This is a genomic window from Pedobacter sp. Leaf132, from assembly GCF_920984695.1.
Taxonomy (GTDB): domain Bacteria; phylum Bacteroidota; class Bacteroidia; order Sphingobacteriales; family Sphingobacteriaceae; genus Pedobacter.
This window is the reverse complement of sequence record NZ_CAKLBO010000003.1, coordinates 319,661-335,504: the sequence shown is the minus strand read 5'-3', so window position 1 is coordinate 335,504 and position 15,844 is coordinate 319,661. Positions and strand designations below refer to the sequence as shown.

At 34.3% G+C, this 15,844-nt stretch carries 13 protein-coding genes and 1 tRNA gene; 8 read left to right on the top strand and 6 right to left on the bottom strand.

Annotated elements, in window-relative coordinates; translation table 11 throughout:
• Together LUA86_RS08755 and LUA86_RS08750 are read left to right on the top strand one after the other, a co-directional pair.
• Window positions 1–2,193, top strand: coding sequence for a peptidase domain-containing ABC transporter (locus LUA86_RS08755; RefSeq protein WP_231460239.1), 2,193 nt, complete (start codon window positions 1–3; stop codon window positions 2,191–2,193).
• Window positions 2,183–3,490, top strand: a complete 1,308-nt coding sequence (locus tag LUA86_RS08750; RefSeq protein ID WP_231460238.1) for an HlyD family secretion protein — start codon at window positions 2,183–2,185, stop codon at window positions 3,488–3,490. Before LUA86_RS08755 ends, LUA86_RS08750 begins: the two co-directional genes overlap by 11 nt.
• 51 nt (window positions 3,491–3,541) lie before the next feature.
• On the opposite strand, the gene LUA86_RS08745 is transcribed toward LUA86_RS08750, so the two are convergent.
• On the bottom strand, window positions 3,542–3,937 hold the full coding sequence (locus LUA86_RS08745; RefSeq protein WP_231460237.1) for a LytTR family DNA-binding domain-containing protein: 396 nt from the start codon (window positions 3,935–3,937) through the stop codon (window positions 3,542–3,544).
• A gap of 328 nt (window positions 3,938–4,265) precedes the next feature.
• Between LUA86_RS08745 and LUA86_RS19275 the strand changes: the two genes are divergently transcribed.
• Window positions 4,266–6,380, top strand: a complete 2,115-nt coding sequence (locus tag LUA86_RS19275) for an HRDC domain-containing protein (RefSeq protein WP_304622659.1) — start codon at window positions 4,266–4,268, stop codon at window positions 6,378–6,380.
• 295 nt (window positions 6,381–6,675) lie between these two features.
• On the opposite strand, the gene LUA86_RS08725 is transcribed toward LUA86_RS19275, so the two are convergent.
• Together LUA86_RS08725 and recR are read right to left on the bottom strand one after the other, a co-directional pair.
• Window positions 6,676–7,488, bottom strand: coding sequence for an SDR family oxidoreductase (locus tag LUA86_RS08725; protein ID WP_231460236.1), 813 nt, complete (start codon window positions 7,486–7,488; stop codon window positions 6,676–6,678).
• A gap of 93 nt (window positions 7,489–7,581) precedes the next feature.
• On the bottom strand, window positions 7,582–8,199 hold the full coding sequence (gene recR / locus LUA86_RS08720; protein ID WP_231460235.1) for a recombination mediator RecR: 618 nt from the start codon (window positions 8,197–8,199) through the stop codon (window positions 7,582–7,584).
• Window positions 8,200–8,421: 222 nt separating this feature from the next.
• Here recR and LUA86_RS08715 point away from each other — a divergent pair, with 222 nt between their 5' ends.
• From LUA86_RS08715 to LUA86_RS08705, 3 genes are all read left to right on the top strand, one after another.
• Window positions 8,422–9,930, top strand: a complete 1,509-nt coding sequence (locus LUA86_RS08715; protein WP_231460234.1) for a sodium:solute symporter — start codon at window positions 8,422–8,424, stop codon at window positions 9,928–9,930.
• Window positions 9,931–9,947: 17 nt separating this feature from the next.
• Window positions 9,948–10,655 carry a TIGR00730 family Rossman fold protein gene (locus LUA86_RS08710; RefSeq protein ID WP_231460233.1) on the top strand — a complete coding sequence of 236 codons (708 nt, stop codon included), beginning with the start codon at window positions 9,948–9,950 and terminating at the stop codon, window positions 10,653–10,655.
• Between the two features lie 197 nt (window positions 10,656–10,852).
• Window positions 10,853–11,347 carry a hypothetical protein gene (locus LUA86_RS08705; protein WP_231460232.1) on the top strand — a complete coding sequence of 165 codons (495 nt, stop codon included), beginning with the start codon at window positions 10,853–10,855 and terminating at the stop codon, window positions 11,345–11,347.
• Window positions 11,348–11,508: 161 nt separating this feature from the next.
• On the opposite strand, the gene arsC is transcribed toward LUA86_RS08705, so the two are convergent.
• The 3 genes from arsC to LUA86_RS08690 form a co-directional block, all read right to left on the bottom strand.
• A complete protein-coding gene (gene arsC, locus LUA86_RS08700) occupies window positions 11,509–11,853 on the bottom strand; it encodes an arsenate reductase (glutaredoxin) (protein ID WP_231460231.1) in 345 nt (114 codons plus the stop codon).
• 6 nt (window positions 11,854–11,859) lie between these two features.
• Complete coding sequence (locus LUA86_RS08695) at window positions 11,860–12,450, bottom strand: DUF502 domain-containing protein (protein ID WP_231460230.1); 591 nt, start codon at window positions 12,448–12,450, stop codon at window positions 11,860–11,862.
• 163 nt (window positions 12,451–12,613) lie between these two features.
• On the bottom strand, window positions 12,614–15,073 hold the full coding sequence (locus LUA86_RS08690) for a bifunctional UDP-N-acetylmuramoyl-tripeptide:D-alanyl-D-alanine ligase/alanine racemase (RefSeq protein ID WP_231460229.1): 2,460 nt from the start codon (window positions 15,071–15,073) through the stop codon (window positions 12,614–12,616).
• Between the two features lie 60 nt (window positions 15,074–15,133).
• On the opposite strand from LUA86_RS08690, the gene LUA86_RS08685 reads away from it, so the two are divergent.
• Together LUA86_RS08685 and LUA86_RS08680 are read left to right on the top strand one after the other, a co-directional pair.
• Window positions 15,134–15,622, top strand: a complete 489-nt coding sequence (locus tag LUA86_RS08685; RefSeq protein WP_231460227.1) for a regulatory protein RecX — start codon at window positions 15,134–15,136, stop codon at window positions 15,620–15,622.
• Window positions 15,623–15,715: 93 nt separating this feature from the next.
• Window positions 15,716–15,788, top strand: a tRNA-Gly gene (locus tag LUA86_RS08680).
• The last annotated feature ends 56 nt before the right edge of the window (window positions 15,789–15,844 follow it).

Below are 15,844 nucleotides of genomic sequence, written 5' to 3'. Positions count from 1 at the left end.
ATGAAAAAATTCCCTTTTTACAAACAACCAGACTCTAAAGATTGCGGACCAACGTGCTTACGTATTATAGCTAAACACTATAAAAAAAATATACCCTTGCAACATTTAAGAACACTCTCTGAAACCACCAGAGAAGGTAGCGGTTTGCTTGGCCTTAGTAATGCGGCAGAAACTTTAGGATTTAGAACCTTGGGAGTTAAAATAGATTTTAACACCCTGGTTGCTGATGCACCCCTACCATGCATCGTTCATTGGAATAAGAACCACTATGTTGTAGTTTATAATATTGATAAAGCGGAAAACGTTTATGTTTCAGACCCGAGTTTTGGTTTAATTTCTTACAAAAAGGAAGAATTTATTAAACATTGGATTGGTGAAAATGCGGATGAAAATACTGAAGAAGGCATTGCTTTAATTATAGAGACAAGCCCGTCTTTTTACAAAAACGAATTTGACGAAGAAGAGAGCAAAGCAAGTTTTTCTTTCCTGTCAAGGTATTTGCTTAAGTATAAATCGCTTGTTATCCAGCTAGCCGTTGGTTTATTAGCTGGCAGTTTACTTTCTTTAATTTTCCCGTTTCTTACACAAAGTATTGTTGATGTAGGCATTCAAAATCAGGATATTAATTTTATCTATTTGGTATTGCTTGCTCAGGTTATGCTTTTTATTGGAAAAATGGGTATCGAAATTATACGAAGCTGGATTTTACTGCATCTTTCTACAAGAATTAACATTTCCATCATCTCTGATTTTTTTATAAAGTTGATGAAACTTCCAATTAGTTTCTTTGATACCCGGATGACTGGAGATATAATGCAAAGAATTAATGATCATCATAGAATAGAGCAACTTTTGACTAACTCCTCTTTAAACACATTATTCTCGATGGTGAACCTAATAATTTTTAGTGTTGTATTGCTAATTTACGATTACAAGCTATTTACTGTTTATTTATTTGGAGCTATTCTATATGTTGGTTGGATTAGTTTCTTCCTGAGAAAAAGAAAAGAATTAGATTACAAAATGTTCTCTCAAGTAGCCCAGGAACAGAGCACTGTAATAGAATTAATTAACGGTATGCAGGAAATTAAAATGCATAATGCCGAAAAGCAAAAACGATGGAACTGGGAATTTTTACAAGTCAAACTCTTTAAAATAAAAATTAAAGCCCTATCCTTAGAACAATGGCAATCTGTTGGTGGTGGTTTCATTAACCAGATAAAAGATATTCTGGTGAGTTTTTTAGCTGCAAAATTAGTATTAAGCGGTAACCTTACTTTAGGCATGATGCTTTCGGTCCAATATATTATCGGGCAGCTGAATAATCCGTTAATGCAATTAATCGATTTTATACGTCAAACTCAAGATGCGAAAATTTCGCTTGAACGGTTAGGTGAAATTCACAATAAAGAAGATGAAGAGAGCGAATTAATTCAATATACTACGGAAATAGCACCGAAAGATATTGAATTAAAGAATGTTTCTTTCAGGTATACCGGTACAGATGCTTTTGTATTCGAAAACTTAAGCCTAACCATCCCATATCAAAAAACAACAGCAATAGTTGGTGCAAGCGGTAGCGGAAAAACAACTTTGTTAAAATTGCTGACTAAATTTTACGAGCCTGGCGTGGGCGAAATTAAAATCGGCAATACGGATATGAAAAATATTTCGCCTCGTTACTGGCGAAACCATTGCGGCGTGGTGATGCAAGAAAGCTATGTATTTAATGATACCATAGCCAATAACATCGCCATTGGCGAAGATACTGTAGATAAAACGAAGCTAAGAAAAGCCATAGCAATTGCCAACATACAGGAATTTATAGAAAATTTACCGCTAAGCTACAACACCAAAATTGGTAACGAAGGTATTGGCATCAGTGGCGGACAAAAACAAAGGCTATTTATTGCAAGAGCCGTTTACAAATCGCCAGAATATATCTTCTTTGATGAGGCAACAAGTGCTTTAGATGCGAACAACGAAAAAGTAATCATCGAAAATTTAGAACAGTTTTTTAAAGGTAAAACCGCCGTGGTAATTGCACACCGATTATCAACTGTTAAACATGCCGATAAAATTATCGTATTGGATAAAGGAATGGTTGCAGAAGAAGGCAATCACGATGAATTGGTTGCTAAAAAAGGTGAATATTATAAACTTATTAAAAATCAGCTCGAACTTGGAAACTAAAAGAGATAAATTAGATGAAGTGCAACTTCGCTCTGAAGCTGTACAGGACGTTTTATCAGAACCACCACATTGGATGTTCCGTTGGGGAAATGTTATAATACTTGCTATATTATTAATGATTTTTTTGATGAGTTATTTTATCAAATACCCAGAATTTGTACCCGCAACTGTAATTGTTACCTCTCAAAATCCGCCAGAAAAACTGCAATTCAGAACTGATTCTAAAATTGAAAAAATATTTGTAGCCGACCATCAAAAGGTTAAAAAAGACGATGTATTGATGGTTTTGCAATCAACAGCAAATTATGCAGATGTACTATCGCTTAAACAACTTATAGATTCTGTTGCCCCAAATCAATTAAATTCTTTTCCGTTAGAAAAACTATCTAAATACAAGCTGGGTGAGCTACAAGGTGATTACAACACTTTTTCAAAAGCTTTACAAGATGAAAAGTTGTTTACAAGACTTAAGCCTTATGCTCCTGAAAATATTGCTACAGACCAAAATATACAAACCAACAAAAGCAGACTCGCAACCTTAAAACGCCAAAAGGTTTTCGAGCTTTCAAAGATAGAATTAGTAAAAAAAAATTATCTCAGGGCACAGCAGCTTTTTAGCCAAAAAGTAATATCATCTTTTGAGTTTGAAAATGAAAAAATTAAATATTTACAGGCGCAGCAAAGCATAGAAAATATAGATATTTCATTATCCCAAACAGTAGAAGCGATTGATAACCTTAATAAAGCTAAAAGTGGAACAACCATAAATGCAGAAAAGGATAAGATTAATTTTGCTTCGCAAACGCTACAACTTCTGGAACAATTAAGAAAATCTTTGCGGCAATGGGAGCAAAATTATTTGATAATCTCCTCTACCGAAGGTGTAGCAAGTTTTCAGCAGTTTTGGGGCGAAAATCAATTTGTAAAACGCGGAGAACCTGTTCTTTCTATATTACCCAATAATACCAGTTTACTTATAGGTAAAATGTTAGTTGCCGCAACTAATTCTGGTAAAATAGCTAAAGGAGAAAAAGTGTTAATAAAATTAGATAATTACCGTTTTCAGGAATATGGCATTGTTGAAGGTATTGTTCAGAATATCTCTTTCACACCAGATGAAAAGGGGAATTATTATGTAGATGTTTTACTTCCAAACGGCTTAAAAACATCTTACCAAAAAACTTTAACATTTGATAAAGAACTTAAAGGCAGTGCTGAAATTGTTACTCAGGATTTAAGATTGATAGAACGTTTTTTCTACCAAATCAGAAAGCTGGCAGGCTACCAAAATTCTTAAAGAATAAACTTCCTGAAAAATATTAATAAAAAATCAAAAATTACCAAGTGTTTATTTTCGGTTAACCTGAACATTATTCCGCCTTAAAACCTGGTTTATAGTTTCTAAAAACTTAGAAAATTGCACAGGTTTAGTTAAATATTGGTCGCCACCTACATTAAACGCTTTCAAAGCAAAACCATCGTAGCCGGTAATGAAGATTATGTATTTAACTTTATCGCGTAAAATCTGGGCAACATCGATACCTGATATATCCATTACAATATCCAGAAACAGAAAATCAATTTCATCATCGGCATTTCTTACGTAGGTAATCGCCTCTGCTGCAGAATCAAAACTACCAAGCATTTTTAGCTTTGGAATTTGATTGATGTAATTTTTTAATAGAGAGAGGGATGTTCTGTCATCATCAACGAGGACACAACTGTATAATTTAGGGCTATTCATTAAGGTACAGAACAGTTAATAACACAAATTGTTCAACAACAACTTAAAAGTATTACGAATAATACAAACACAACCTCTATTTGCAAGCTTTTAGAAAGCTATACTATATCGTTTTTATTGAAAATCAGCCAGATAACAACAAGCATTAGTAAAAAATAACTTTTAAGAGTTAAGCTAGTAATTTTATCTCTTCAATACCAACTACCGGTAAATTTTGAGAAAAATCATAAAATACCAAATTAAAGATGTTTATAATATTATTTAAATACTAACATTATTAGCATAAACAAAAGTAACATTGTATTTTTGGTGTCTTACGCATGTTTTATTGCATAATTTAAAATATCCAAAAACCTTGGCGCATCAACATCAGCTTATTCTCGATTTTCTTAAAAGTACAAACCAGCCAGTTTTTTTAACCGGTAAAGCCGGAACCGGTAAAACCACCTTATTAAAACACATAAAAGAAACCACTGAAAAAAACTATGCAATTGTTGCACCTACTGCCGTTGCTGCAATAAATGCCGGTGGTGTTACGCTTCATTCCTTTTTCCAAATTCCATTCGGACCAATAATACCTGATAAGGAAGTTAGCGATGAGGTAAAGTATTCGGTTGAGAAAATTAAGCTTTTAATGTGCTTGGAGCTATTAATTATTGATGAAATTAGTATGGTTCGGGCAGATGTGCTCGATTATATTGACATCGCCTTGCGAAAAACAAAAGCCATAAACCGACCGTTTGGTGGTGTTCAGGTTTTAATGATTGGCGACCTTTACCAGCTCTCTCCTATTGCACATGATGCCTGGCATATCCTTAAAAATTATTATGCTAGTCCGTATTTTTTTGATAGTAAAGCGATACTTTCAAACCCGATAATCACTTTTCAATTAGATAAAGTTTACCGTCAATCCGACCCAACTTTTCTAAATATATTAAACGGAATCAGGGAAAATAATTTAAGCAGCGAATTACTGTCAAAACTGAATGAGCGATATGACGAAAATTTAGGCGATATCCGTAAGGAAGAATACATTACGCTTACTACACACAACAATCAGGTAACTCAAATTAATCAAGAGTACCTGGAGAAATTGAATGGTGAAACTTTTCAGTTTACAGCAAAAGTTACGGGCGATTTCCCTAAAGATGCCTATCCGGTTGATGAAGTATTAGAACTGAAAATCGGTGCAAGGGTTATGTTTATTAAAAACGATTCATCGGGTAAAAAACTGTATTATAACGGAAAAGCTGCGGTTGTTAAAGCCATTGATGGAGACGTTATAAAAGTTTCATTTGACAATGATAATGCCACAACCATAGAAATTAACCGAGAAGAATGGCAAAATGTAAAATACAATCTAGACGGTGAAAATAAAATTAGTGAGGTAAATACGGGTTCTTTTACACAATTCCCTTTTAAGTTAGCTTGGGCAATTACCGTTCATAAAAGCCAGGGGTTAACCTTTGATAAAGCGATTATCGATGTAAGTTCTTCTTTTACCCACGGGCAGGCTTATGTTGCTTTAAGCCGTTGCAGGAGTTTAGAAGGGTTAATTTTAAAGTCGCCTGTAAAGCCAGAAAACATCATTACAGATAACAAAGTGATAAGTTTTACCCATAATGCAATTTTAACCAAACCAAGTGCAGAAACATTAGCTAAAGCCTCCATAAATTATGAATGGAATCTTATTCACGATTTGCTGGATTTTAGTGCCCTTGCGAAAAACTGGAATTTTCTTAAAAAATCAAACTTTCCGAACAATCATGAAAACGCAGCTTTTCATACTATTGTTGATGAAATTTCTAAACCTTTAGAAACGGAGATTATTGCCATTGGAGATAGATTTATCAAAAAGGAATTATCAGGACAAAATAAATCTTTGCCGGTTGTAGAAAATACAGTTATTGTAGATAGATTAATTAAAGCGTCACAATATTTTAGCCCGAAACTTAAATCAATACTTGCAATTGCAGATAAGTTTAATGACATGAATGTTTACCGAGATGAGCGGGCAGAAAAAATATTAGGTCGTATTAGCGATTTTGTAAATGATTTAGCGATAAAATCAGCACTTTTTAAAATCTCCTGGAGCAATTTTACTACCGATGAGTTTGCTAAAGTCTACCATAAAGCCGGAAGCAATTATGAACACATCCAAACCGGTAGGGTGAAAAAAGTTGTTGAACAAGCTAAAGAAATTGTAAATCAGCAATTGTATAATGAGCTTATAATTTTAAGGAAGAAAATAAGCGATAAAAGGAATGTACAAGAACACAACGTACTATCTGACCAAACTTTACAAACAATTGCTGCTAAATTACCCAAAACAACCGAGCAACTTGCGGCAATAAAAGGTGTTGGCGTTGGTAATGCTGTTGAAATTGGTAAAGATATTTTAAAATCTGTTAATGGCTATTTAGGAACTTCAGAGCTGTTTTAAGGCTAATAAAAATGTTTTTATAATTCGTTAGTGTAAGCCACAGCATCAATTGTATAAAGATTGCTTTCCCGAACAGTCGTAACAAACTGTGCCTGGCAATTACTGAAATATTAACATAATTCTTCTTTCTTTTTTTGTAGCGTCAAACCTCTGCTCATTGGTTACAGCAGTCCCGCCACCGCTCCAAGTCCTCATTTCGCTGCGCTACCATTCCGGGCTTTCCACTCTGTCGGGGCTATTTAATTTAAGCTTGTGCCAGAAACTCAAATAATAGGTCGTTGCTGTACAGATATCTTTATGCTTTTATCAGCGGATTTTTTTCCTTTGCAAACAAATCGAAAACCTTTTTATCTACAAAAGCAGGGAACAATTTATTCATCCAAACGGCTAATTTACCTTGGCCGGTCATTATTAAAGTACGCTTGCGTTGCTCAATTCCATCGGCAATTATACTCGCAACTTCTTCCGAGGTCATCATTTTGCCTTCATCCATACTGGTTTCTCCATGCGCTGCACCATCTTTAGATAAGGCAGTTACCCGTATATTTGATGCCGTAAACCCCGGACAAGCAACCAAAACATTAACGCCGGTTTTTAAAAGTTCGGTACGTAAAGATTCCATAAAACCATTCATTGCAAATTTAGATGCAGAATAGCCTGTTCTGCCTGGCAAACCACGATAACCCGCAATTGATGAAATCCCGACAACCGTTCCTTTGGTTTTTAAAATCTCCGGTAAAGCATATTTTGTACAGTAAACCGTTCCCCAAAAGTTTACATCCATTAGGTTTTTAAGAACCGATAAATCTAAATCATTAAATAAAGCACGCATAGATAAACCTGCATTGTTTACCAAAACATCAATTCTCTGAAAAGAAACTAAAGTTTGTTTAATTATCAATTCACAATCTGCTTCCTTACTTACATCAGCCTGAACTGCTACTGCTCTAATGCCAAATCTTTTTTCTAAATCGGCAGTTATTTCGCAAAGTGTAACATATTGGCGTGCCGCTAAAACAAGGTTTGCACCGCGTTTGGCAAATTCTTCAGCACACGCTTTCCCTATTCCGCTAGATGCGCCTGTAATGATGATTACTTTATCTTTCATATATTGTTTTGTTCGTTTTTTGGTCGTTTTGGTTTACAGGTCCTTTTTCTGTTGATTTTATACTGGAAATCTAAAATCCTAAAAGTCCTGCCCTTATTTCATCATCGCGGTCTCGTATGGCACACGTGTAATTATCGACCGACCGAGTGTAATTTCATCTGTGTACTCTAATTCGCCACCAAAAGCAATTCCGCGGGCAATTGTAGTAACCGGAATATTAAATTCTTTTAACCTTTTGTACAGGTAAAAAAGTGTAGTATCGCCTTCCATGTTCGGACTAAGCGCCAAAATTATTTCTTTAATTCCGCCGGCGGCAACACGTTGAACTAAACTATCGATATACAAATCAGAAGGACCAATCCCATCCATTGGAGAAATTAAGCCACCCAAAACATGGTAAACGCCAAAATACTGACCAGTATTTTCAATTGCCATTACATCACGCGTATCTTCCACAACGCAAATTGTTTCCTTATCTCGCTTGTGCGATGTACAAATTTCGCAGATGGTATGGTCAGAAATATTGTAACAAATGCTACAGTTTTTAATTTGCTGCTTAAGCTTAATTAAAGTATTTCCAAACTGATTAACTTCTTCTTGCTCCTTATTCAAAAGATATAAAACTAACCTTAAAGCGGTTTTCTGTCCTACGCCAGGTAATTTCGAGAATTCGTTTACCGCATCTTCAAGCAGTTTGGATGAAAAATTCATGCTGTAAAAATAGGAAATAGTTGTTTGGTTTTTTAGTCGTTTGGTATTTTAGTTAAGCGTTCATTAGTGATTGGTTCATTAGCCATTAGGGTGTGTGAAGATATTAAATGGCTAAATAAAAGGCTTATGAACTGATTAAATTTTCAGCCAAATGAACTACTAAAGAAATGAACTTCTTTACTAATTAGTAATTTCTTACATTTATCAGCTTAAAACCAAATTATGTCACCAACCATTCTTCTATGCTTCCTAATTGGCTACTTTTTACTGCTGATTATTATTTCATTCGTTACTTCAAAAGATTCATCAGACAATAATTCGTTTTTCGTTGCCAACAGAAATTCTAAATGGTATTTAGTGGCTTTTGGAATGATTGGAACGGCGCTTTCTGGCGTAACTTTTATTTCCGTACCTGGCGAAGTTGGTGCTCCTGCTGGTAATCAGTTTCAATATTTTCAGTTTGTTTTAGGTAACGCAGTCGGTTTCATCATCATTTGTACGGTTTTATTACCACTATACTATCGGATGAAATTAACATCCATTTACAGCTACATCGAACAACGTTTAGGGCATTACAGTTATAAAACCGCCGCATCAATATTTCTGCTAAGTCGTACGCTTGGCTCGGCAACCAGATTATACCTTGTAGTAATTGTTTTACAGCGATTTATATTTGATAATTATGGCATTCCGTTTTGGTTAACCGTGTTAATTTCGCTTGCATTAATTTGGTCATATACCTTTAAAGGCGGCTTAAAAACCATTATCATCACCGATACCTTACAAACATTCTTTCTTGTTTTATCAGTATTTTTAACCATCTATTTTATTTGTAATAGTTTAGATTACAGCATTCCGCAAGCTTTTGAAACCGTTAAAAACAGCAGCTATTCCAAAATTTTCTTTTTGGATGATTTCTTAACGAACAAGTTTTATTTCAGTAAACAGTTTATTGGCGGGATTTTCGTAACCATCGCTATGACTGGCTTAGACCAGGATTTGATGCAGAAAAACTTAAGTATGGGCACCATCAAAGAAGCTCAGAAAAACATGTTTACCTTTACCGGAGTTTTTGTAATCCTCAATGTATTTTTCTTAAGCGTTGGTGCATTGTTATACATTTATGCAGCTAAAAATGGTATTGATATTCCTTTAGATCACATCACGGGAAAACCAAGAACAGATTTGCTATTCCCCGAAATTGCACTGAATAACTTAGGTGCTTTACCCGCAATTATATTTATGTTGGGCTTAACCGCAGCCACATTTGCCACAACAGATTCTGCTTTAACAGCGCTAACCACATCTTTTTGTGTAGATTTTTTAGACATGGCAAAAGCTGATAAAATGAATGCAAAAGATGCTGTAAAAAAACGCCATACTGTTCATATTGCTTTTTCAATTTTAATGTTCCTGGTAATTATTGTGATAAATGCATTGAATAGTTCATCGGTGGTAAGTTTAATTTTTACTATTGCATCTTACACATACGGACCGCTTTTAGGCCTCTATAGTTTTGGATTGTTTGTAAAAAAACGAGGTTTACACGATAAATTAGTGCCGATAGTTTGCATTTTATCGCCTTTTTTATGTTACTTGCTTTCGAGCTATTCCAAAGAAATTTTCGGCGGATATGTGTTTAGTGTTGAGCTTATTTTAATTAATGGTTTAATCACATTTATAGGTTTGCTCTTCATCAGCAAAAAAACTGATGCGCAAACAAAATTTTAATATTAGAATACTTTTATATGACGAGTGAAGAAAAAATTAGGAGTGCTTTTGAAAATAAAGATTGGCAGGAAATTAAAGTAACAGATTCTTGGCAGATTTTTAAAATAATGGCCGAATTTGTAGATGGTTTTGAAAAACTAGCCAAAATAGGTCCATGTGTTACCATTTACGGTTCTGCACGTACAGCAGAAACAAACAGATATTACCAACTTGCAGAGCAATGCGGCAAATTATTAACCGACCGTGGTTATGGCGTTATTACAGGCGGTGGTCCGGGTATTATGGAAGCCGGTAATAAAGGTGCACATACAAATGGAGGTAAATCAGTTGGTTTAAACATAGAGTTGCCATTTGAGCAATTTCACAATAAATATATCGACCACAACAAATTATTAGAGTTTGATTATTTCTTTGTGCGTAAAGTAATGTTTATGAAATACAGTCAGGGTTTTATTGTTTTACCTGGAGGTTTTGGCACAATGGACGAACTTTTTGAAGCTTTAACTTTGATTCAAACCGGCAAAATTGCCCGTTTCCCTATTGTATTAATTGGCAAAGATTATTGGGGCGGTTTGATTGATTGGTTGAAAAACACCATGTTACTAAAAGAACACAATATCCACGAAGAAGATTTAAATCTTTTCCGCTTGGTTGATACTGCTGAAGAGGCTGCTGAACATATCTTCAGATTCTACGATAAGTATGTATTAAAACCTAATTTTTAAGTAGGATTGAGAGGATTTTCAAGATTTTTATAAAAATTCTATAATTAAGTGATTCAAAATTTAATCATTTCAAGTTAATCCTTCAAAATTCAATTATAGGTAAAAAAGTGCTTGTTAACGCAAGCACTTTTTTTATTTGCAAACATTATTTGTAACGATTGGTTTATTCGGGAGTCAAAAAGGTAAAGGCGATACAGATGGAGAAAATATTAAATTGGAGAAAAGGATTATTTGATAGTAATTATCAGGTATACGAGCAAGCGTATTTAAAATTTTCGTTAAACTTTAGCTCATTTAAAAATACGGCTATTGCAACCACACAAAATGGAATTTACTTATTAAAAAGTGAAGGTTATTCTGTTCCGGAAACTAAAATTCTAAATAATAAAAACGAGGTTTTAGCTGTAATTCGTTATGATTGGATGGCTTTTAAGGCGAAGGTTTCCATTCCAACAGGAGAGCAATTTGACTGGAGTTTTCAGAATAGCTGGTTAAGCAGATGGAGCCTGAATAACCATCAGGATAAACAAATTATATTTAATTCGACAACAAATAGTGGATTAATTCATAGCAACGTTGATGACGATTTATTGATTTTTGCCGGGCTATTTATAAGAGAATATTATTCAAGGTTAATTTATGCTTTGGTTCTCTTCGTAATATTTATGTCGACAGTAAGGAGTATTTTTTAAGTTTACTAGTGTAAAATTTTGTTTCTAACTATTTTAATCCTTGTAATTTACAGTCAGGGATAAATAATATCGAAACATCAAGTTAAAAAAGTAAAGTATACAAACAATAGATTGCTTTCCCGGGCATTAAGGATATACTGTTCCTCGCAATAACGAATAATCTATCCCAAAATTTCTTTAATTCGTTCTGTTGGCCTTGCAACAACAGCTTTATCCGCGGAAACTATAATTGGTCTTTCAATTAAAACTGGATTTTTGACCATTGCTTCAATCCATTCAGCATCGCTTAAGCTTTTACCTTTATAATTTTCGATAAAAATCTGCTCGCTTTTACGAATTAAGTCTAAAGGCTTAATATTCAGCTTTGCTATTAATTCTTCGAGCTTCGCTTTATTTGGCGGCGTTTCCAAATAATAAACAATTTCAAACGGCTTTCCGCTGGCTTCTAACATTTGTAAAGCCTGGCGGCTTTTTGTACACCTGTTATTATGATAAATTTGAATCATTTTATTTTATAAACCACTAACGCCACCGCTTACTACAAGTTTCATTGCATCAGCCGCTGTCATATTCAAATCTTTAACTTTATCTCGTTTTACGATACATAATTGTCCGGCAAAGGAATAAGAAAGCGGAAAATAGACCGCAACTTCATCAACTAGGTTTAGTTTTTTTAAATCGTTCTGTGTTAAAAAACCAATTTTTTTCAGGTTCCCTTCTACTTCCACAATTACCGGATGGTTAAATTTCTTTTCATCACCCACAAAAGCTTCGGTTAAATCTTTTATCGAAGAATAAATAAAATTAAGCAGCGGTAAACGATGCATCATTCTATGAAACCAATTGTACATTGGTTCGGTAACTAAATTGGTTACAAAAATTCCGGCAAGTAAAATAATGGTTAAAACGGTTAGTAAACCCAACCCTGGTATGTTTCTACTTTCGCCCGTTTGCGGGTTTACACCTAAAATATTATTAACATTCAACCAGCTATCTACAGTGGTAACTGCCCAAATTACGATGAAAATACTCACTGCAATGGGCACAACAATTAACAAACCTTTAATCAAATAGTTTATAATAGCTTTCCCTACTTTATTCATGCTACAAATTTATTTAAAATTCTTTAAATAGTTCATTTGTCATTAGTTCATTGGTTAGCTTGATTTATAATCTGCATCCAGCCCAATGAAAAATGAATGAATGAACAATCAGCATCACGCCCAATGAACTATGAGAACAATGACAAATGAACGAATAAACCAATTATTCATAAAAATATACTCTTTTTACTCTTTGAGAAATATTTGTTAAAATTTCATAAGGGATTGTGTTTGTATCTTTTGCAAGTTGCATTATTGAATGCTCTTTATCGAAAACAATAGCCTCATCACCAGGCTTTACATCTATTCCGGTAACATCAAGCATTGTCATATCCATACAAATAGAACCAATTGTTGGCACCAACTTATCGTTAATAATCATTTTCCCGACACCGTTGCCGAAGGCTCTGCTATATCCATCGGCATAGCCAATTTTTACTGTAGCAATTTTCCCGCCCTCGGGCATTACACCTCGCCTGCTGTAACCTACGGTTTCGCCTGCATCAAGTGTTTTTATCTGCGTAACAGTTGTTTTTAGAACCATTACCGTTTTCAAACCTTTGTTATGTTGCAAAGCAGCATCAAAACCATATAAGCCGATACCCAAGCGCACCATATCCATTTGTGCCTCGGACCAACGGCTAATGCCAGATGTATTTGAAATATGAAGTAGAGGTTTGTAGCCTAAAGCATTTATTAATTTTTGTGCAATCAGATTGAACTTATCAATCTGTTGTTGTGTAAAACCATCATGTTCGGCCTCGCTGCTGGCTACGAGATGAGAAAATATACTTTGAACACTTATTTTGTTAGAATCTTTAAGGATATCACTTAACTCTTCAATTTCGATTGCATCAAATCCTAACCTATGCATTCCACTATCAATTTTTAAGTGAATTGGGTAATTGAGTTCAGTACCCGAAAGGGCATTCAAAAAGCTGTTTAGTATATCAAGACTATAAATTTCCGGTTCAAGGTTATGTTTAATAATGGCATCAAAAGCAGAAACTTCCGGACTCATAACCATAATTGGCAAGGTTATTCCGGCTTTTCGCAAAGCGATGCCTTCATCGGCATAAGCAACTGCCAAATAATCCACCTTGTGAAATTGAAGAAGATTTGCAATTTCAAAACTTCCACTACCATAAGAAAAAGCCTTAACCATAGCCATAATTTTAACGCCTGGTTTTATTTTAGATCGATAAAACTGCAAATTATTAACCATCGCGTTCAAATCTATTTCTAAAACCGTATCGTGTATTTTTTGTGTAAGCAATTTGCTAATTCTGCCGAATTCAAATCGCCTCGCTCCTTTTACTAAAATGGTTTCGTGGCTGAATTGCAGGCTTGGGAAAGCCTCAATAAAGACATCAGTATCTTCAAAAAATTGAGTTTCAAATTTAAAAATTTCAGCATATTTACTAATGTGCGAACCAATTCCAATTAAACGGTTAACCTTCTTTTGCAAAAGTAAATCTGCAATTTCAGTATATAAATCGAGGTCGGCTTTGCCTGTTTCAAATAATTCAGATAGAATTACTGTTTTTTTGGGATGTTGATTCTGCTGGTTTAAAAAATCGAGGGCAATCACCAATGAGGAAATATCAGCGCTGTAAGAATCATCAATTATAGAACATTGGTTAATGCCGTTTTTAAGCTCCAAACGCATACTAACGTGGCTCAGCTTTTCTAATTTAAAATCAGCTTGCTCTGCGGTGTAACCCAAAGCGAGTAAAGTTGCCCAACAAATTATTCCATTTTCTATTGAGGCTTTATCCCGAAAGGGTAAAACACATTCAATTTCACGATCATTGAAAATCGCCTTTAAATAAGAAGTTTCATCAACTTGTTCTACAGAGATTATTCTTAAATCTGCTGCTTGATTATTGCTCCAGCTAAATTTTGTTTTTCCAGGTAAATCCGTAAATTTTACCTCCCCTACATAGTCAGGAGAATAAATAAGTAATTCAGCATTCTTAAATAGCTTTAGCTTTTCTATTAGTTTTTCTTCTTTTGATGCAAAACCTTCAGCATGCGCTTCGCCAATATTGGTTAAAATACCAATATCTGGCTTAATAATTTTGGCAAGATTTTCCATTTCATTTACAGCAGAAATACCTGCTTCAAAAATGCCTAATGTATTTTGCGCATCAATTTGACAAACTGAAAGTGGTACACCAATTTGTGAATTATAACTTTTAGGGCTGCGAACAATATTATAATCGGCAGCCAAAAGCTGGTACAACCATTCTTTTACAATCGTTTTTCCGTTACTTCCGGTAATGCCTATAGTGGTTAAATCAAAATGATTACGATGAACGGCAGCCAAGTTCTGCAACGCGACCAAAACATCTGTAACTATAATAAAATTGCAATCAGGATACTGATTTATGTATTTTTCATCACTAATTACAAAGTTCGTAATTCTTTTATTACGAGCATCTTTTATAAACTCATGTCCATCCCTATGGGATTGAAGTGCGAAAAAAAGCGAATTTTCGGGAATTAGAACTGACCTGCTATCTGTAACCAAATACTGTATAATAGATTTATCATCAAAAATTCTTGCATCGGCACTTAATATTTCTACAATGTTTGAAATGGTATATATCGGATTTAGCATGGTCTATATTTAAAAAAATATGGTAATCGTTTTTATTTTTACGAATTTCAGTAAATAATTATGAAAAGCGATAAAAGAGAAGGCGCAATTTTAGATAAAAAGCAGGCTTTAGCAAAAGCTGAAAATTTCTGTGTTTATCAGGAACGTTCTCAAAAAGAAGTACGATACAAATTAGTAGAATGGGGACTACGCGGAGATGAACTCGAAGAAATTTTATCAGACTTAATTGTTAATAATTTTATTAACGAAGAGCGTTTTGCTAAACAATACACATCGGGCAAATTCAATATTAAAAAATGGGGAAGAATAAAAATTAAGCAAGGTTTAAAATTAAAAGGCGTGCCTGATAGAATTTTACAAAAAGCATTGTATAGTATGGATGATGATGATTACATGCAGACTTTAGAAAATTTAGCACAAAAAAAGGCCGCTACGCTAAATGAATCTAACCCGTTAAAACGGAAAATTAAGCTAATGACCTACCTACAAGGAAGAGGATTTGAAAATGATTTAATTTTACTAGCGCTGAAAGCCAGCAATTTAAACTAAATATTAAATTTTTAATAAAAAATCTCTTGACAGAAATATAAATCTCTCTATATTTGCATCACCAAAACGAAACAGCATATCAGTTTTGTTAATGCGAAAGTAGCTCAGTTGGTAGAGCACGACCTTGCCAAGGTCGGGGTCGCGAGTTCGAATCTCGTCTTTCGCTCTAAATGCCTTCTTACCAGGAGGCATTTATTTTAAAAGGTTAATCGCCTGCTCGGG